This window comes from Paenibacillus solani, from assembly GCF_050475945.1.
GTDB classification, from domain to species: domain Bacteria; phylum Bacillota; class Bacilli; order Paenibacillales; family Paenibacillaceae; genus Paenibacillus_AQ; species Paenibacillus_AQ solani_A.
The window spans coordinates 204,555-222,683 of sequence record NZ_JBCMXJ010000005.1; the positions used below are offsets into that span (position 1 = coordinate 204,555).

Annotated in this window: 21 protein-coding genes; 2 read left to right on the forward strand and 19 right to left on the reverse strand. The window is 46.8% G+C overall.

The annotated features are described in order from the left end of the window. Positions 1-21: 21 nt before the first annotated feature. The 13 genes from ABEQ74_RS02625 to csaA form a co-directional block, all read right to left on the reverse strand. Positions 22-1,098, reverse strand: a complete 1,077-nt coding sequence (locus ABEQ74_RS02625) for an acyl-CoA dehydrogenase (RefSeq protein ID WP_430119148.1) — start codon at positions 1,096-1,098, stop codon at positions 22-24. A gap of 66 nt (positions 1,099-1,164) precedes the next feature. Further along, a complete protein-coding gene (locus tag ABEQ74_RS02630) occupies positions 1,165-2,985 on the reverse strand; it encodes a DUF3658 domain-containing protein (RefSeq protein WP_430119150.1) in 1,821 nt (606 codons plus the stop codon). Between the two features lie 197 nt (positions 2,986-3,182). Next, a complete protein-coding gene (locus tag ABEQ74_RS02635; protein ID WP_430119152.1) occupies positions 3,183-3,368 on the reverse strand; it encodes a hypothetical protein in 186 nt (61 codons plus the stop codon). A 21-nt stretch (positions 3,369-3,389) separates the two neighbouring features. Next, on the reverse strand, positions 3,390-3,896 hold the full coding sequence (locus tag ABEQ74_RS02640) for an NUDIX hydrolase (RefSeq protein WP_430119154.1): 507 nt from the start codon (positions 3,894-3,896) through the stop codon (positions 3,390-3,392). A 45-nt stretch (positions 3,897-3,941) separates the two neighbouring features. Then, positions 3,942-4,469, reverse strand: a complete 528-nt coding sequence (locus ABEQ74_RS02645) for a GNAT family N-acetyltransferase (protein WP_430120880.1) — start codon at positions 4,467-4,469, stop codon at positions 3,942-3,944. Positions 4,470-4,613: 144 nt separating this feature from the next. Next, on the reverse strand, positions 4,614-5,516 hold the full coding sequence (locus tag ABEQ74_RS02650) for a metal ABC transporter permease (RefSeq protein WP_430119156.1): 903 nt from the start codon (positions 5,514-5,516) through the stop codon (positions 4,614-4,616). After that, positions 5,513-6,457 carry a metal ABC transporter permease gene (locus ABEQ74_RS02655; RefSeq protein WP_430119159.1) on the reverse strand — a complete coding sequence of 315 codons (945 nt, stop codon included), beginning with the start codon at positions 6,455-6,457 and terminating at the stop codon, positions 5,513-5,515. The genes ABEQ74_RS02650 and ABEQ74_RS02655 overlap by 4 nt, the downstream gene beginning before the upstream one ends. Positions 6,458-6,459: 2 nt before the next feature. Then, a complete protein-coding gene (locus ABEQ74_RS02660; RefSeq protein WP_430119161.1) occupies positions 6,460-7,188 on the reverse strand; it encodes a metal ABC transporter ATP-binding protein in 729 nt (242 codons plus the stop codon). 1 nt (position 7,189) lies between these two features. Beyond that, entirely contained in the window at positions 7,190-8,161 is a 972-nt protein-coding gene (locus ABEQ74_RS02665; RefSeq protein WP_430119163.1) for a metal ABC transporter solute-binding protein, Zn/Mn family, read from the reverse strand. A 386-nt stretch (positions 8,162-8,547) separates the two neighbouring features. After that, on the reverse strand, positions 8,548-9,144 hold the full coding sequence (locus ABEQ74_RS02670) for an AAA family ATPase (RefSeq protein WP_430119165.1): 597 nt from the start codon (positions 9,142-9,144) through the stop codon (positions 8,548-8,550). 58 nt (positions 9,145-9,202) lie between these two features. Then, entirely contained in the window at positions 9,203-9,622 is a 420-nt protein-coding gene (locus ABEQ74_RS02675; protein ID WP_430119167.1) for a GNAT family N-acetyltransferase, read from the reverse strand. 17 nt (positions 9,623-9,639) lie between these two features. Then, positions 9,640-10,032 carry a VOC family protein gene (locus ABEQ74_RS02680; RefSeq protein ID WP_430119169.1) on the reverse strand — a complete coding sequence of 131 codons (393 nt, stop codon included), beginning with the start codon at positions 10,030-10,032 and terminating at the stop codon, positions 9,640-9,642. A 167-nt stretch (positions 10,033-10,199) separates the two neighbouring features. Next, positions 10,200-10,529: a chaperone CsaA gene (gene csaA, locus ABEQ74_RS02685; protein WP_430119171.1), complete on the reverse strand. Its 330-nt coding sequence runs from the start codon at positions 10,527-10,529 to the stop codon at positions 10,200-10,202. Positions 10,530-10,831: 302 nt separating this feature from the next. On the opposite strand from csaA, the gene ABEQ74_RS02690 reads away from it, so the two are divergent. Then, positions 10,832-11,764: an L-lactate dehydrogenase gene (locus tag ABEQ74_RS02690; protein ID WP_054402659.1), complete on the forward strand. Its 933-nt coding sequence runs from the start codon at positions 10,832-10,834 to the stop codon at positions 11,762-11,764. An 84-nt stretch (positions 11,765-11,848) separates the two neighbouring features. Here the strand turns inward: ABEQ74_RS02690 and ABEQ74_RS02695 are convergent, their stop codons facing one another. Next, positions 11,849-12,436, reverse strand: coding sequence for a LysE family transporter (locus ABEQ74_RS02695; protein WP_430119174.1), 588 nt, complete (start codon positions 12,434-12,436; stop codon positions 11,849-11,851). A gap of 123 nt (positions 12,437-12,559) precedes the next feature. Between ABEQ74_RS02695 and ABEQ74_RS02700 the strand changes: the two genes are divergently transcribed. Further along, positions 12,560-13,114: a helix-turn-helix domain-containing protein gene (locus tag ABEQ74_RS02700; RefSeq protein WP_430119176.1), complete on the forward strand. Its 555-nt coding sequence runs from the start codon at positions 12,560-12,562 to the stop codon at positions 13,112-13,114. A 75-nt stretch (positions 13,115-13,189) separates the two neighbouring features. Here the strand turns inward: ABEQ74_RS02700 and ABEQ74_RS02705 are convergent, their stop codons facing one another. Genes ABEQ74_RS02705 through ABEQ74_RS02725 form a run of 5 tightly spaced genes read right to left on the reverse strand, consistent with a single transcriptional unit; the run spans position 13,190 to position 17,809 of the window. Then, complete coding sequence (locus ABEQ74_RS02705) at positions 13,190-13,966, reverse strand: ABC transporter permease (RefSeq protein ID WP_430119178.1); 777 nt, start codon at positions 13,964-13,966, stop codon at positions 13,190-13,192. A 16-nt stretch (positions 13,967-13,982) separates the two neighbouring features. Beyond that, positions 13,983-14,762, reverse strand: a complete 780-nt coding sequence (locus ABEQ74_RS02710; RefSeq protein ID WP_430119180.1) for an ABC transporter ATP-binding protein — start codon at positions 14,760-14,762, stop codon at positions 13,983-13,985. 13 nt (positions 14,763-14,775) lie between these two features. Continuing rightward, positions 14,776-15,786 (reverse strand): ABC transporter substrate-binding protein, encoded by a 1,011-nt coding sequence (locus ABEQ74_RS02715; protein WP_430119182.1) that lies wholly within the window; start codon positions 15,784-15,786, stop codon positions 14,776-14,778. After that, positions 15,783-17,234 carry an aryl-sulfate sulfotransferase gene (locus ABEQ74_RS02720; protein ID WP_430119184.1) on the reverse strand — a complete coding sequence of 484 codons (1,452 nt, stop codon included), beginning with the start codon at positions 17,232-17,234 and terminating at the stop codon, positions 15,783-15,785. Before ABEQ74_RS02720 ends, ABEQ74_RS02715 begins: the two co-directional genes overlap by 4 nt. A 29-nt stretch (positions 17,235-17,263) precedes the next feature. Continuing rightward, positions 17,264-17,809, reverse strand: coding sequence for a MarR family winged helix-turn-helix transcriptional regulator (locus ABEQ74_RS02725; protein WP_430119186.1), 546 nt, complete (start codon positions 17,807-17,809; stop codon positions 17,264-17,266). Positions 17,810-18,129 lie beyond the last annotated feature (320 nt).

Here is an 18,129-nt window from a genome sequence, read left to right on the forward strand (position 1 = left end):
AGTTCATGGTTTTAGCGTCGTTCAGTCGTTTCTTAACAGAGCATGTGAGCATGCCGTCTGGAGATCTCTCCAGCAGCGATTAACTTCTGTATCCTCCATGGCTGCAGACAGTCCTAGCAGCGGAAAAACATGCTGGCCGCAGAATAGTGCGGCTTGGGCTGCTGCTAGACTTGTCGCCGTCACGCCTGCTTCGGTAGCCTCCGACAGCCTGCCTTCCTGCAAGAGTTCCTTCCACGAGTCCTCTACCGTTTCATAAAAAATCGAAAGTGCTTGCTCAAGTGCAGCCTTGCATTCGCTCAACTTATCGAACACCAAAGCCGAACGGTTCCGCTGCCGCGCAAGCGACTCGGCTGCCTCAAGAAAATGATCCGCAATTCCGGCTCCAACAGCGGCAAATGATACCTGCGCAAAGGGTAGAAAGGGATACTGGTAGATTGCTTCTTCCTCATATGCTATGGATTCAGTAAGAGAGAACGTCATCTCAGTCGGGACGAATGCTTCAACAGCCGATATAGTATGGCTTGCTGTTGCCCGAAGTCCAAAGGCATTCCAATCCTCCACGATCTCCACCTGATCCGGATGCAGAATGAAGGAACGAATCTCGGACTCGACACGAGTCGATGAGGTTTCATCACTTCCAGCATCATGATCCGTACAACCCGAATCAATGACAGCATTGGCTGTAAAGGTCGTTGCATAAGTTGATCCACTGCAGTATTTCCAGCTCCCGTTAACGATATAGCCACCGTCCACCTTCCTTGCCGTACCTGTCGGCATACCGCTGCCCGCGATCACAGCTTCGCGATGTGCAAATACGCGCCGGCTGATCTCGTTAGACATGTACGCAGCAAAAAAACCTCCGCCTGCACCTATCGTAACCAACCATCCTAAATTACCATCGATTCTGGCGCTTTCCTGAAAGATACGCGCGGCCTCAGTAAGCGACGTCATTCTTCCCTCAAGCTCATCGGGAACAAATAGGTGAAACAATCGATGATCATAAATCGTCCTCAGCATTTCTGGAGATACTCGTCTATGCTTGTCCATCTCAAGCGCTTGTTCTCTAATGGTCTGTATTTCCTCTATTGAAAAAAACATATCCCCACCGCTTTCTGTTTATATTCTCTGTGTTGTTATGATTGTCCCAAGGTACAACGGGCTTCTTTACTCTTCGGGATCTGCTTCATCCAGCCGGCTCAACATCTTCACCAATGAATCCATCATGGAGCCACGTTGTTCTATATGAGTCTTGTATGTAATCATTAACCTATCGATATGGGCTTGTATATCACTCCCTGTTGATCCGGTTTCTGTCGTGCAAACAGGATGATTAAGTCCGGCAACATCCATCTGACCTAATTGTTCCATGATTCCTTGCTCTGAAAGATGAATCTCCATCATCTCTTCAAGCAGCATCTTCACCTTCACGCTCTTGGCTAATCGCTGTTCGTTGCTCCACTGCTCCTCGAGTGTTGAAGCATCAACAAGAGAAATACTGTAATTTCGCATTGCATCCAGATCACCGGTATAGGTTAATGCTCCTAGTTGGATCAAGCAGCGAACCCGATATTCGATAAAAGAATCGGAAACAGCTAATTCACTATGGCCAATTACCTCGCCTACAATGCGAGCTGACTTCTTGAAGAATCCGTTTCTGGCTTCAATGCGATATGCTGCCTTCAATATTTCATTATCATAATAAGACTCAGGAACCGTAACTAATACGTCACGTTGCAGAACCCGAAAGGTCCCGTCTTCGTTCAGGAGTCGCTGCCAATCTTCACGGTAACTAGCCTGTTCTTGCCTTGTTAACCTAACATACTCGGTGGTGTCCAGCACGTTCTTTAGTGAATCCGGCCCAATCTCAAATGTACCTCTATATGAAACATTCGGATTTTGATTGTGAAGAATACTTGCCGCATTCACCAGCATAACGTTAGGATGATCCGGTATTAGAGATAACAGCCTGCGCAGCCCTAACTGTTCCGAAGCAGCATTCCCTGCCCATATAACACAAGGCCATTCCATCAACTGACGCGGCCATGTCAACCAATCCACAGCCGACTCCAGCAGCATTGACTTTTTCTCATCCGCATCTGAAACGCTATACCGCGCTTGAAACCAATCCTTCCGGGCAGCTAATGAACGGGAGAAGTCTAAGTCTTGGTCCTTCACAAGCGGTCCTACCATTAGGTCATCGCTAAGCGTGACTACCATCTCACCGGGTATTGATCGCAGCATAATTCGTAACGATCCTGCCGTCGAATCATCAAATGCTATATGAACCCTTGATACTTGTCCCCGATGGATCGGAGATTCATGCAGGTATGACTCATTTCCCATTGCCCATTCTTTATCGAACGCCCTAAGGAACAGTTCGACTTCTTGGTGCTTGCCAGTCGCAAGGAGCTTAGCCGATTCTGTATTCAAGAGACCTTTCAGCTTTAGAAGCTTTTCATAGAAATGGTTTATAACAGTGCTGCGGCCCTTACGATATTCCTCACTTGTCATTTGTGTACGAAGCGGGATAGCAGGATCATACATGCTCTGTCCCTTCCATCCCGAATATGCAAATGAACGGGCAACCCCGATGGCGCCAATTGCATCCAGACGATCAGCATCCTGTACGATCTGACCTTCCAAAGTGCGCATCGGCTGCCCTGAACCGCCTGAGAATGACATTGTATGGATGATCTCCAGCACAAGCTCCTGGTCTGTAGCTTCGACTCCGGTCTGCATTAGCCACTTCTGAACCCGTTTGTAACCCGCTTCCTTCGACTCATTCAGTTTCTCATCAGCGATGTCATGGAGATACGCAGACAATACACACAGGTATGAATTAGCACCTTCAAGATATGCCAGAATCCTGGCGAGGCGTGTAACACGCTCAATATGCCACCAATCATGGCCGCTGGAATCTTCTCCATGAACGGCGCGTGCAAAATGTTGGGCTTGTTGAATGATATAACTTTGAGTCGAGTTCATCAGATTTTATTTCCCCTTCCCAAATTCATGTCTAAGCTATATTATTTCCGATATATCTCGGTACCGCAACAAATAAGACGACTGAAAACAATATGGTATAAATGATGAACTGGTCTAAATTCCACAAAAAAGAGCCGGACCTTTACAGCATTCTGCATGGATACGACTCCTTGTATGGATATCTTGTACGGGTGCGCCTATACTTTTTTATCCACAATATGCTTGTTTTCTTTGAGCTCCTTCATGTCTTCACGCAGCAACCGCATCTCTTGGAGCATAGCATCCATTCTAATGATGACTTTGGATGAATTGATTGCGTAACGAATGACGATGATGGCAACGATTATACTGATTACTGTCATGAACAATCCGATTATTTCCATATTAATATGTAACCTCCAAATCTATTTCTGAATGAATCCCTTGAGCAAGCCTTGCATCATCGCAAAGATCAGTTCAGAATCCTGAAGCTCGTTATCTCTGATTTGACGCAGGCAATCTTTCACACTCATCCTAATGACGTCAATGTTCTCGTAACCTTCCAACTGTTGTTCCGCTTGGCTGATTACCTCATCTGTGTAATAAACATGAGCGATCTCATTACATCTCCAGGATGCCGGGTATAACTTCCCAAGATAATGAAGTTTACCGCAGCTGCAGCCTGTTTCCTCCAGCATCTCGCGACGGGCTGCTGATTCCAAGTCTTCTCCATGGTCTACGCCCCCTCCAGGGAGCTGAATGACGTAGTCATCCACAGGAGCGCGGTACTGGCGGATCAACAACAACTGATCATTCTGCTTGGCCAGTACCACAACCGACACTTCATTCTCCTTGGTATAATACACTTTACCTGATGCTTCCTCATAAATCGATATACCATTATGGTGTGTCAACAATTTCGTATCTCTCATGATAGACGCCTGCTCCTTCTCAACCTTACATTAACAACATTTGTATTAGATTTCGAAATCTTCCCGCAGAACCGAGAACAAATAAGAGTCATGAAAAGCGCCTTTGAACCACAGATGCTGCCGGAGATGTCCTTCCTGCTTCATGCCAATCTTACGCATAACATTTGCTGATCCGACGTTGCCTGGGCGGCAAGTAGCATAGATGCGGTTTACCCCCAGCTCCTTAAAGCCGAAACGACACATGACGAGGGCAGCTTCCGAAGCGTAACCCTGTCCCCAATAAGCGGAATTCAAGCAATACCCAAGCTCTGCATTCGTCTTCAAGCGGTGAAGCCCTACGCCCCCGATTAAGCGGCCGCTATCTTTGAGGACAAGCGCCAGCTCATAGCTGTTGCGAGGGTCCTGCTCCTTCATTCGGCGTATTTCTTCTAAGTAATTTACAGTCTCCTCTTCTGTGTTCGGCCCCCACATTGTAAACTCCGTAACGATGGGATCCGCTGCATAAGCATGGACACTTGCAAAGTCCCCCTCTTCGAATTCACGGATTATCAGCCTTGTTGACTCCAGCTGCATCTGCCATCTCCCCTTCATGATTATGTCTCTACTTATAGCCCATTACGAAAATTTTCCCAATTATACCACAACAATAAAGGATCGATTGGAACAAAAAATGAAGCCTGAGTGTTTTACCACTCAAGCTTCATCAAGCGCTTTGTATCAGGATATTCCCTTTAATTTCTCCTTATTGTGATGCGCACCGAATCTATGAACATGGCGGGAAAGCATACCGTGTTTCGGAGAGCATAGAAAACTGACAACAAATACAATTCCGGTAGCAAATGCCATAGATCCAGAGATGGAGGTGTCCAGCCATACGGCAATGTAGTAGCCCATGAATGCGGACATCACACCGAAAGCGCCACTGAGTACCAGCATGATGGAGAGCTTATCTGTCCACAAATATGCGGCAGCAGCAGGTGTTATAAGCATGGCTACCACCATAATCGCACCGACAGCATCAAATGATGCAACCGTTGTGATGGAGACCAGTGACATAAATACATAGTGCAAGAGTACGACTGGAATGCCGATACTGGCCGCAAGGGCTGGATCAAAGGAGGTTATTTTCCATTCCTTATAGAAAGCCAGAATCACAATGAGAACGACGAGTAGAACGGCTGCCAGCATGAATGTAGCCTTTGGCACTTCACCCAATAGCGGAACATGCATGACATCCCAAGGTACAAACGTAATCTCACCCATGAGGGCGTGCTTGGTATCCAAATGCGCATTACCTACCTGGGTAGCGATCAGGATGACGCCGATGGCAAACAAGGTAGTGAACACCACGCCGATCGATGCATCCTGCTGAACGCCGCGGGAATGAAACCATTGAACAAGAACCGCTGTCAGCAGTCCTGCGATAATGGCGCCGATTAGCATATGCGGCCCGCTTAATTCTCTAGTGACTAGATAGGCTGTAACAATGCCCAGCAGCACAGTGTGGCTGATGGCATCAGCCATCATCGCCATTCTTCGCAGAATCAGGAACACGCCGACGATGCCGCAAGACAAACCAACGAGAGAGGCGGTGAGTAATATCCATCCTGTATAAGTCATTGATTGCTCCCCCTCCCAGGCAAACGAGGGCTTAGAACCGAAGGATTCGGATTAGCAGCTTCCAAATGTTCTTTTTTCTGCGAGCGAAGCAGCATTGCTTGGGTTAACAAGCCTTTCTCCACACCGAAGACCAAAGATATCGTGAACAATACGGAGGACGCCACCACGATGAATGGTCCTGTAGGCCATCCCTTACCCATGGTACTGACCAACGTGCCGACAAAACCCGATCCACCTCCGAAAATCGCCGACAGGATGACCATCATCCTGAAGGATTGCGTCCAATACCTTGCGCTCACAGCAGGTATGATCAGCATAGCCGCCATAAGTATGACACCGACCGCCTGGATACCAATCACGATAACGAGCACAAGGACTCCCATGTATAAGCTATTCATCAGTCGACTATTCAAACCTAACCCTTTGGCAAAATCGGGATCGAAGAGAAACAGCTTCCACTCCTTGAAACCAATGAAGACGACCAGCATTACCAGAACAGCCAGAATTAACATCGTAACCACATCCTTGCGGACCATGGATGCAGCCTGACCGAAAATAAAGTTATCGAGTCCACTCTGATTTCCGCCCGCTGTTCGATTGACGATCGTAAGCAGCATGATGCCTAATCCAAAAAACACAGATAAGATCATGCCCATGGCGGTATCCTCCTTAATGCGGCTGGTGGAGCGAATCCACTGGATCATCCACGCGCCGATCAGAGCGCTAACAGCTGCTCCAAGGATCATGACGAGCAAGTTCTTGCTCCCGGTCAGCGCAAAAGCAACTACGACACCAGGCAGCGCTGCGTGAGACAGCGCATCACTCATCAAGCTTTGCCGTTTCCAATAAGCGAGACATCCAATCATCCCAGCAGCCATTCCCAGTATTAACGTGCTTAACAGCACCCATTGCGTATTCGGTGATAATAAGGAATTCAGCATGATTACGCCTCCTTCATCCAGCGAAGCGAACCACCGTATGCGCGGTACACCTGCTCTTTCGTGAAGACATCTTTCGTCTTCCCGTGTGCAATGACCGTGCGGTTCAGGAGCAGCACATGGTCAAAATAGTCCTCTACGGTTTGCAGATCATGATGGACCACCATGACGGTTTTGCCCGCCATCTTCAAATCGTTGAGCGTAGTCATAATTGCCCGTTCGGTTGCGGCGTCCACCCCGGCCAGCGGCTCATCCATGAAATATAGATCAGCATCCTGGACGAGCGCCCTCGCGAGGAATACACGCTGCTGCTGACCGCCTGAAAGCTGACTGATCTGACGATCGGCATAGTCTGCCATGCCCATTTGGTCAAGCGAAGCCATCGCTTTTTCCTTGTGATGCTTGTTTGGCCGTTTAAACCAACCCACCTGACCATATAGACCCATCATGACAACATCCAGGGCATCGGTCGGAAAATCCCAATCTACGGACCCCCTCTGCGGAACATAGCCGACCCGGGTTTTCATACGGCTTAAGGTTGAGCCGAAGAATGAAACATCTCCGGACAATTTGGGATGGAGCTCCAGCATGACCTTTAACAGTGTGGATTTACCGGCGCCGTTTGGTCCTACGATGCTGGTCAGGGAGCCTTGCTCCACTTCAAAAGTGACATCGTGCAGAACTTTGTTTTTACGATAAGAGGCATTTAGATCTTTAACTTGAAGTACGGACATTTTATTCGTCACCTCCGCTTAAAGCATGATAAATCGTTTCGACATTATGACGATACATTCCAATATACGTCCCTTCTGTTGTGCCTTCCTCACCCATGGCATCCGAGAAGAGCTCCCCTCCAAGCTTTAAGTCCAGCCCTTTCTTAGACGCACCTTCAATAACGGCATTGATCGAAGCAGGATTCACACTGCTCTCAACGAAGACGGCAGGGACCTTGTGCCGAAGCAGAATATCAATCGTTTCATTAATATCCGAGAGTCCGATTTCAGCCTCTGTGCTCAGCCCCTGCAGACCAACGACTTCCAGACCGTGCATGCGGCCGAAATATCCGAACGCATCATGCGCAGTTACCATAACTCGCTGCTCTTCAGGAATCTGGCTCAACTTATCCTTGGCCTCCGCCTTCAATTCATCTAATTGGGCAAAATATTGCTGCTTGTTCTTCTCGAAATAATCAGCATCCTCCGGGTACAGTGACTTCAGCTTCTCTACAGCAGAATCCAATGATAATTTCCATAGATCAATGTCAAACCACACATGCGGATCAGTGGCCTGCGCGTCATCCTGAAGCAGCTGATCCTTCGGGATCGCATCGGCAATGGCTAACACAGGCTTGTTCTTGCCGATCTGTTCGAAGATTTCCGTCATGTTGCCTTCCAATAATAGACCGCTATAGAAGATGACATCCCCGCTATCCAATTTCTTAATATCGCCTTGCGTAGCATTATATAAGTGCGGATCAACACCTGGTCCCATCAAGCTCAGCACCTCTACCCTATCTCCGCCGATCACGGAGATAGGCTCGGCAATCTGACCAATCGTGGTGACTACACGAATCTTATCTCCCGCCTGCTTTCCTGCTGCACCCTGCTGCTCGGCTTCACCCGAAGCACAGGCTGATAATACCAGCAGCAAACTAAGCATGGCTGCTCCGATGAGTTTCCTGCTTCTTATAATCCTCCGATGTTTCATTTCTCTTCCTCCTCCACTCTACCTCAATTAGGTTTGCTTTTTGCTTATGTACAATTGAAAATATCATCCTGCGCATAACCAATAAAATTGCCTTTGTGCAACTTTAATTGCCATGTACAAAAAATAATCCATATTCAGAATTTTGTCAACATGTCTTTTGGTTTTTCAAATCTCATTCAATAGATTTTTCCTCCATATTTCCTTGTCTATATTGGGTTTATGTGAATATAAAAGAATTTATTTTTCCCTAACGAAAGTTATTTATCTATACGCAAATAAATTTACGATTTCATCTTCTCCTTACTTAGAACACAAAAAAGACGACTTCCCTGTGAGAGAAATCGTCTTACTTTCATATGTTCAGCTATCGCTAATACTCTACATGCTTATCCAAAAAATCGAATATGGGCGAATTTGGTTTTGATCCGATCAAATTTTTTCTTAGTTGAACCGCGATGATCCGGCAATAATTCCACTTGTGCCATAGTACCGATAGTCTCTACCACTTGGTCAATTGATAGATGATCGGTGTCGATATGATGTTGGAACACTTCGCTCGTGAGTCCGTGAATACAGCGGTCAATCTGATGTGCAGCCCATGAATTAGAGCTTTCTCCTCGGCTGCGCAGACGTCTGAGTAGCACTTCCTTGGAGGCGCATAACGTAAAATGCTGTATAACCACACCATCACGTCTTAATTTCCCCACGATTTCATCGAAATAATCCACGTTCGTGATGGTCATCGGTGCCAGGATCAATTGATCGGATTCCTGGTCCAAATACTTAAACATGGAGTAATTGAACTCCCTCCACATCGGATAATGCTGAAAATCATCACGCTTTGCATCCAGCGGCACATTATCCCGAATGAAGTAACCTGCATTCTCTGGATCATATACGTAGGAGTTCGGTATTCTTCGCTGAAGCTCAAACGCTGCCTGGGTCTTACCGGAACCGAACGCGCCGTTAATCCATATAACCATCTCTGTCCCCTTTCGTTTGTTAACAGATCAAACTTATGTATACAGGGTGATAGGGAATCTAATCCTTTCGAAGAAAGTCAGGCATCCGGGTCAAGGTTTTGCCATGATCACGGACGAAACCGAATTGCTCGTATAAACCATGGGCATCGCGTGTAGCCAATATACCGAACAGATTACGATAATCATTGTGTGTGGTAATCGTTTCGATCAGTTTCTTGCCAACTCCTTGTGACCGATAAGCTTCATCCACGAATACATCACATAACCAATAGACAGTTGCACCGTCAGACACGACACGAGCAAAGCCGATCTGCCGGTTATCGTAATATGCGCCAAAGCAAATGGAACCCTCAAGGGATTTCTTAATGAGACCATCAGATCGCTTGTTAGCCCAATAGCTTTGTCGCAAAAAACGGATAATTGCGTCCATATCCAACAGCGAAGGGTCGCTGCTGATGAGTATGCGATTTATATCCATGTCCGCCACCACTTCCACTATTCCTTTTTTCCGCTACCAAATGCAATGACATAGTTATCCGGATCTTTAATCGCAAAATCCTTCCATACTCCCCAGTCAGCTTCTGTTAATTGGGGTTCTTGTACCACTTCAGCACCTCGTGAGATGAGTTCCTCGTACCATTCATCCAACTCTTGGTGTGTATCCACGTAAGCGTATGTATCCCATGGCGTAACTTGGCCCTTGCCTGGGGGATTGGGCTTAATATCACTGCTCGATGCAGCTTGCATCAGCTTGAATCCGAGCGCAAAATCATCCCGGACTGCCCATACGTCATTCACTTCGCAACCCAGCACTTCTTCATAAAATTGTTTGGAACGGGTAAGATCAGATACCAAACGAACTTGAACTGAGAATTGAATCCTGCTCATCACATCATCTCCGTCTATTTTTTTTACTTCATATTACAACCAATCAATTCACATAACAAGAACTTTTCAAGCACAAGATTTTCAAATATCAGAGATGTTGGAAAATAATACTAGTCACACTCAACATATTGGCCCGAGTCATGTGGACATCGGTTCAAGGGATCCGTTTATGCGATAGGTGTTCCATTAGGGAGGTCGAATTCCGGCTTCAGGAGCACAACATCCCCCTGTTCCGGAACACCGCCGAGTACGAGAACTTCGGATAGGTAGCCGGCAATCCGTCTGGGAGGAAAGTTGACGATGGCCGTTACTTGGCTTCCCACAAGAGATCTGGCATCATAACGTTTCGTGATCTGAGCGCTTGTCCGCTTGATTCCAAGGGGTCCAAAATCTATCTTCATCTTGATGGCCGGTACGCGAGCTTCCGGAAATGGTTCTGCTTCCACTACCGTTCCGATTCGAATATCCAGTTTGCTAAAGTCTTCAATGGTTGCCATTGTATATCTCCTTTACAGATAGGTCGTCACATTAAACATATAATTCGAGTAACGAACCAAGTTTATGACTCATCATATCAACCGAGACGACGTGTGAGCAAGAGTCAAAATGGCTTAGTCCGTTTTATACTGACATTTTTAAACCGTGATAATCCTCACATATCTACTTCCTAAATCTTCCTGATATGTTATCATTGCTATGAATGTAACCTTACAGAAGACGCTGTAAAGACAGCTTCTCTATAAGGTATGCAAGTCATTTAGAAGCTTTAATACATATCGACAAGGGAGAGAATCATTGTATGATCAAGAATGAAACGCAGCGGCCGACCCGTGCAGTTATCATCGGAGCTGGAGCAGTCGGAACAACAACAGCCTATACCTTATTTTTGCGTGAGAGAGTATCAGAACTCGTATTAATCGACACCAACCATGATAAAGCTTTGGGCGAAGCTCTGGATATGAATCATGGACTCCCCTTTGCCGGAGGTGTCAAGCTCTGGGCTGGAGATTACAGCGATTGCAAGGATGCCGATATCATTGTCATTGCCGCAGGCTCCAACCAAAGACCCGGTGAAACGCGAATTGATTTATTGAAACGGAATACAGCTATTTTCGAAGACATTATTCAAAACATTGTAAAGTATAACGATCATGGCATTATTCTTGTCGCAACGAACCCGGTGGATATTTTATCCTATGTCACTTTGAAGAAAAGCGGATTCCCTGTCAATCGGGTTATCGGATCAGGTACACTGCTGGATAGCGCTCGTTTCCGATATTTGATCGGTCAGAACAAAGGCATTAATCCTCGCAGCATCCACGCCCATATCATTGGGGAGCACGGCGATTCTGAGCTGCCGTTATGGAGTGTTGCCAACATCGCGGGAATCGGGATCGATCTTACAGATGACGAGCGAACGGATATTTTTGACCGCACAAAAAATGCAGCCTATGAGATTATTAACGCCAAAGGCGCGACTTCCTATGCTATTGCGTTAGCCCTAGATCGTATCATCGCTTCCATCCTGCTGAATGAAAGCTCTGTGCTGAATGTATCAACGTTGTTAACAGACTACCATGGTGTGTCTGACGTATACTTGGGCGTGCCTTGTGTGGTTGATCGTACAGGAGTCCGGGAAGTTCTTAATCTTGAGCTGAACGATGAGGAATTGACGCGTTTCCACGCATCGGCTAATAAGCTCAAGGAGCAAATCGCAAGCATATTTGAATAATACAAACAAGGCTTTCCGGGTAAACACCTTGGGAAGCCTTGTTTATTGAGTAAGCATTGTTATGACGATGATAATGCGAGAATATCAGTTCACGGCAAAAATAGAAACTGCACTATATATCAGAAGTAAACCCATAACCAGATTAAACGGGCGCTCATACCGAGATAACAAATTCTTGAACAACGAACCGAACAACGCCCAGGTCATATTGGCGCATATGCCAATGATCGTGAGCCCTAGAGAGTAGAACAACAACTGTATAGGCGATGTGGAAAGCGGCATCACGAAGGAAGATATGGCTGTAATCCCGTATAATATCACTTTTGGATTCATGAATTGAAAAATAAAACCGAAGGTAAAAGTACATAATCCAGCATTGCTACTTTCTGCATCTTGTGGCTTGCTTCGCATAATCTTTATGGCAAGATAGATCATATACAGGCATCCGAGTATATTCATCATAAAATTAATCCTGGGTATGAAAGGATTAAGTACAAGGTTGAAATAACTCCACAGCAACATGATGACCATACAACCGGCTGCCACGCCTCCGATAAAGCGCATCGTTTTTCTTACACCTTGGCTTCGTGCATTGGTCATCGAAATAATATTATTGGGTCCTGGCGTAAAGGAAGAGACGATGGCATAAGTCAACAACGGAATGATAAACACGATATGACCCCCTTCAATTATATATGTTATAGTGTATTGAAATGTACGCCAAAGCGCACGTACGTTGTAATTATACATTATGTACGCTATAACGTACAATATACAAATAGGAAGTGAATTCTATTGAAGCCCATTAACGAAATATTAGCGGATAATCTGAAGAAGCTGCGGGAGCAAAGAAAACTTAGCTTGGATAAAGTCGCGGAAATGACTGGCATCAGCAAGACCATGCTGGGACAGATTGAACGTGGAGAATCAAGTCCCTCCATAACGACCGTATGGAAGATCGCGAACGGTTTGAAGGTTTCTTTTACTTCACTGATCCAAGAACCTCATTCTGATACCGTCGTTGTTTCTCGTGAAGAAGTACAAGCATTAATTGAGGATAATGGGAAGGTAAGAATCTATCCTTATTTCCCATTCGAGGACGGGCGGCGTTTCGAGATGTACACATTAGAGATGGAGCATAACGGTTATATTAGCGCAGAGTCGCATATCCAGGGGACCGAGGAGTTTATTACCGTCTTTGAAGGAGAGGTCACCATTTGTATCGATAACGAGGAATATTGGTTAAATGAGGGGAAATCCATTCGATTTAAAGCGGATAAGCCTCATAGTTACCGCAATACGGGTGAATCCATGAATCGATTAAGTATGGTGATTCATTATTCCAATTAAGGAATGAGGTATGTAAATATGAGAAGCAGCACCCTATTCATAAAGGGTGCTGCTTCGTACTCTCATGCAACATAATTAACGACGCAGTGAATTCGTGCTGACTACGCCATATCGGGACAGCAGCTTACGTCCCAGCAGCCCAACCGCACGATCCGTTAGGAATCCCATTAACCCCAAGCAGATCAATCCGATAAAGATCCAATCGGTACGAAAGAACAAGCGGGAATTCCAAATCAGGTACCCTACCCCTTCATTGGATGCGATCATCTCCGCTCCGATAATAGCCATAAACGAGGTTCCCATGGCAAGCCGGATACCAGTAAAGATGTAGGGCACGGTTGCCGGGATCATGACATGGATGACGATCTGCCACTCTGATGCCCCCATACTGCGAGCGGAACGGACCTTATCCTCTTCCACGGACAAGATGCCAGTCAATGTGTTTAGCACTACAATGAAGAAGGTCGCATAAAGAATCAGCATAATCTTTGACGTTTCTCCGATGCCGAACCAAACCAGAAACAGAGTAATGAACGCAATGGGCGGAATGAATCTGATGAAATTAAGGAACGGTTCGGCAAAAGACCGGATGGGCCCTACCTTTCCGATGACGATCCCAACCGGAATCGCGATCAAGCTTCCTAGCGTCCAGCCGAGCAACACCCGGTATGAACTGATCCCTATGTATTGGAGCAGCGTACCGTCCATCAACAATTCGTAACCGCCCCTAGCGGTATAGATGGGTCCTGGAAGGATTTCCGGACCATAGGCAAGCGATAAGATTTGCCAGAGGCCAAACCCGGAGATCCATAACAGCAAGTGAAGCGACCATTTTTTAAGTGGAATATTCAATGGTCTTCCCTCCTTTCTACTCACCAAAATGGGATTGGATTACGTTATACAGTGCATGAAAGCTTGGATCGGCCAGATCCCGCGGATAAGCAAGCGGCACCTCATAAATATCCGTAATCTTCGAGGAGGGTCCCGCTGACATAATGCCAATGCGCCCTCCGAGCAGAAGCGCCTCCTGAATATCGTGCGTGACGAAGATGATCGTCTTATCTGTATTCTGCCAAATGCGTACTAACTCCCGCTGCATCGTTCTTCTCGTCATAGCATCAAGTGCGCCAAACGGTTCATCCATGAGCAGAATTGCTGGATCGTTCGATAACACTCGCGCCAGCTGTACCCGTTGTTTCATGCCACCTGACAGCTCGCGAGGATATTTGCTTTCATGTCCCGCTAGGCCTACAAGCGCTATATATTGGTCGGAGATTTCCTTTCTCTGTGCGGCAGGTACGCGTTTCATCCGGAGACCAAACTCAACGTTCTCCCTCACGGTTAGCCATGGAAACAAGGAAGAGTCTGCCTGCTGAAAGACGACGGCGCGGTCCTGACCGGGCCGCTCCACCTCCTTCTCTCCCACTTTGACCTGACCCGATGTTTTGGACACGAAACCAGCAATCATACTAAGCAGTGTCGACTTTCCGCAACCACTCGGGCCCAGCAGAACAAAGAACTCCCCGCCCTTCACAACCAGGTTGACGTCCTGAATAATATAATGCAAATCACCCGCTGCAGCGTGCTGTGCATAGCTTTTATCCAGCCTTTCAATATGGATTTCATTCTGTCTTGATGCTGCTCTCATGACCACCCTCTCCTTATTTCAGGTTTATTACGCGATCAGGAAAAGCCTCCCGTACCAAATCGAGGTTCAATTTGTCGTTCAATTCGAAGTCTTTCTCGATAATGCCGTTTGCGACCATATACTCCTTCTGCCCTTGCAAGCCAGCGTAGGCTTGCTCCGTAAAACCGAGGTTCCATGGATTCTTCGGCAAATCCTTCAAAGTCGCCTCTCTTGGCTGCTTCACTTCTTCATACATCAAGTCAGCCGTCTCCTCGGGATGGGTCTGTGCATAAGCAGACGCTTCATCCAGTGCTTTCAAAAGGTTTACAAAACCTTTCGGATTACTGCTGATAGCATCATCCGAAGCGATCAACCCCGTGCCAAGACGAACAGGCGTCTTGGACATATCCGATAACTCTTTGGCTTCCGACAGTGCGCCAAACTTCTCGTTCAGCACAGCGCCGTATACCCATGCTGCATCGATTTCACCTTTTTTGAGCGCCACGTAAGCTTCATCGAAACCACCCTGTCCGATGAGCTCCACATCCGACAGTGCAACCCCATACTCGGCTAGATAAACATCCCATAAATAAGGAATGAAAGTCCCTCTGGAGAAACTCAGCTTCTTGCCTTTAAGATCCGCGGCACTTCCGATTTCTTTACGGACGAACAGCTTCCATTCGCTGGCACTTAAATCCGTTGCAGTTCCCGATGAAGCGAAGATGGTGTAGTCGCCTTTACTGACGGCATTCAGAAGTGGAAAGTCTGCACCAAAGGCAACGTCTACCTGCTTGATAAATAACGAATTAACGCCTTCAGCCGGCGTAGCAAAATTCACAAGCTCGGCATCAATCCCATGCTTGTCGAAGAACCCTTTACTCTTCGCCACGCGAAAAACGGTGTTCGTAGAAATATCGGCTATTTTCAGCTTAAGTTTGCCCTCTTTATCCTTACCAGTAGCAGTACCGCATCCGCTGATTACACTGATTGCAAGAATAGAACTTAGTATAAAGGCTATCCATTGCGTCCTTCGCTGTTTGCTCATTGTGATCTACCCTCTTTCTGGGCAGTTTCATCACTTCTGGCTACGCATAGAGCTCCCTCGCCATAAGAGATCGTACCCTCCACTTCCACGGCGGTTATGGCACCCCGAGGGGCAGCACCGGGAAGACGGAAGTCAGCAACATCAATTGGAGTTATTTCCGTTTCCACAGGCAATTCAAGCTGAGGTACCCATTCATAAGGAACCCGATACGCACGATAAACCATGTTGGAGTTACGAATGTTCTTGTAAGGTGAGATATATTCCCATACCAGCTCGAATTCTCGCGTAATCTCGAAAATCCTGCCGTCAGCCCCTTCCGTGATTAAGGTGTTACCGTTTGGCAAGCGCTGAGCCGAGCTGATGTAAGGGCTGTAGAAGCGGTAAGAGTCAAGCGGCGCTTGAAATCCCGCTTCCGTCGGTGTGTATTGCCATTCAATCTCCAACGTAACCGGATTAATCTCCAGGATACGGGAATGGTCGCGTCGCGCTATTTTCAGCCCATCCGCTGATTCCGGGTTTGGACGCCCATAACCACCCCAGCCTCCATTGTCAAAGATCAGAATATTTCCTTCCCCTGGCAAACCCTGCGGAATCAGATGAGCATGGTGCTGTCCAATAATCCAGCCGATATGCTTCGTTTCTTCTGTAGAGTAGTCAGGTCCCAGCTTCCAGACGATTTTGCCCGTTCTTTTGTCGGTTATGGCTATAATGTTGCTTTCTCGTGCATCCCAGATAATATTATCAGGATGGAATCGTTCATCCCCCGCATCATAGAACTTATTAGGTCCGAGTACCGAGGCCGAATTGATGTGCATCCAGTCCCCGGCATGCGCACCGAATCCCCGAGTGTTCGGGTCGCGAGATATCGCCAGCTTGGCATCTTCATCGAAGCCCAGCTCCTCAAAATGATCACTAACAGCCCATTCCCAGATGACGTTACCCTCCCAATCGACTTCGATAATCGTGTCATCCAGCAGTTCAATATCGGATATCTCGGAACGATTTACATTTTTATGAGCGAGAATCAACGTATTGCCGGAATCCACTTTTGGCTCCTGCCCGGGAACATAATAGCCAACGGGGTTGCCTTCCCGCTGATAATCATGATGTTGACGAGCCATCCATTGAGCCGGGTGACCCGGATCCTCTATGTACTCATACCGATCGAATTTCCAAACAATATTGCCGTCCCAATCCACCTGGACCAGATTGGTCTCATCCTGGAACCCGTATTTCGGATCGCGTTCGGATGTACTGCCAAGAACATAACCTCCAGGAAACAGCTTGTTCGGGAATCCTCGCAATCCTTTCCATAAGCGGACCTCTCGGCCATTCATATCAATCAAGAGCGCCCCTGTTTCCGCAGCTTGATAAATCGTGTAGCCGCTCCAAGCTTTCTGCGGATTGTAAACCGTCGTACCTGTTGGATAAATCGTTGGATGTCCCATATTTCCCTACTCCCTCTCCAATTATTTTTTTAGTAAGAAATATATTTATTCGAGCGTTTGGCTCTGTCTTTATTAGCCGTCTGGACGTTTGTGTTCCATGTTCCTGTAGAGGATTGGGATTGGTCAAGTACAGCTTCCGCGAACCCATCCAGATGTTCATTCAGCCGCTCAAATAAACAGATTAATTCTCTAAGCTCCTCTTGTGAAAAAGAACCAAATAAAAGATCGATCATGTACCCGCCAATATGTTCGTTGCGCTCCAACATCTCTCTTCCTGTATCCGTAATGTCCAGGACGATCGCTCTCCGGTCGTTCTTGCTTCGCCTTCTAACCGCAAATCCGGCAGCCTCCAGTTTGTCACATACAGCTGTTACCGCTCCGGATGTGAAATCGAGCTGGTTCGCAAGTTCGCCAAGTCTTTGCGCTCCCGTGCGATGAATCGTGTTTAAGATCAGCAAGCCGGGCAGTGATATGCTTTCGACCGAAATTTTGTCACGCTCTCTAACAAATCTGCGTACAACTCTGCGAAAATGCCAATCCGCTTCCTCCAGTAAAGCCCAGTTTCTCTCTTCCATGTCGCTCCTCTCTCATGGTCTTCGTCCTTGTCTGTCAGTCCATTTCCATTCATGGCAACCCACGAATAAACGTAAAAGACCCCCGTCTACTCCTCCGTTGTCAAAACGAAATTGGAGTAAACAGGAGCCTTTGGTGGACCAATCGGCTGACCTATAGTTTAAAGTTAAGATAATGAAAGTTCATTAAATGAATGACTGATTGATGGCTTGTGGCTAGATTAAACCAATTAATACCACCTGTCAAGTAGGAATTATCTTTTTCAGATACAGAACCTGATTGTCTAATGTGGATGGCGTCTAATTTGGAAGCGAAAATATTT